Raw genomic sequence first — 611 nt, forward strand, 5'->3', positions numbered from 1 at the left:
AGTTCGCTGTCCACGGGTCTGAGCACCACCAACAGCAATGTAACGTCGCTGTCGACGTCGACCTCCACAGGCATCAGCTCGCTGTCGACCGGTGTCAGTTCCCTGTCCACGGGCGTGAGCTCGCTCTCGACGGGGCTGTCGACGACCAACAGCAATGTCGCGTCGCTGTCGACCTCGACATCCACCACGGCCAGTTCGCTGTCGACTGGTGTCAGTTCCCTGTCCACGGGCGTGAGTTCGCTGTCGACGGGGCTGTCGACCACCGACAGCAATGTTGCGTCGCTGTCGACCTCGACATCCACCACGGCCAGTTCGCTGTCGACTGGTGTCAGTTCCCTGTCCACGGGCGTGAGTTCGCTCTCGACAGGGCTGTCGACGACCAACAGCAATGTCGCGTCGCTGTCGACCTCAGCGTCGACCGGCATCAGTTCGCTGTCGACGGGGGTAAGTTCGCTGTCCACGGGTCTGAGCACCACCAACAGCAATGTAACGTCGCTGTCGACGTCGACCTCCACAGGCATCAGCTCGCTGTCGACCGGTGTCAGTTCCCTGTCCACGGGCGTGAGCTCGCTCTCGACGGGGCTGTCGACGACCAACAGCAATGTCGCGTC

Annotated in this window: 1 protein-coding gene; it reads right to left on the bottom strand. The window is 62.7% G+C overall.

What is annotated here, in order from left to right; all coding sequences use genetic code 11:
• The coding region (locus tag PKKP23_RS34380) for a hypothetical protein (protein ID WP_205703041.1) at positions 1 to 611 on the bottom strand (611 nt) is incomplete at both ends.

It is taken from the genome of Paraburkholderia kururiensis JCM 10599 = LMG 19447, from assembly GCF_003986935.1.
GTDB lineage: Bacteria > Pseudomonadota > Gammaproteobacteria > Burkholderiales > Burkholderiaceae > Paraburkholderia > Paraburkholderia kururiensis.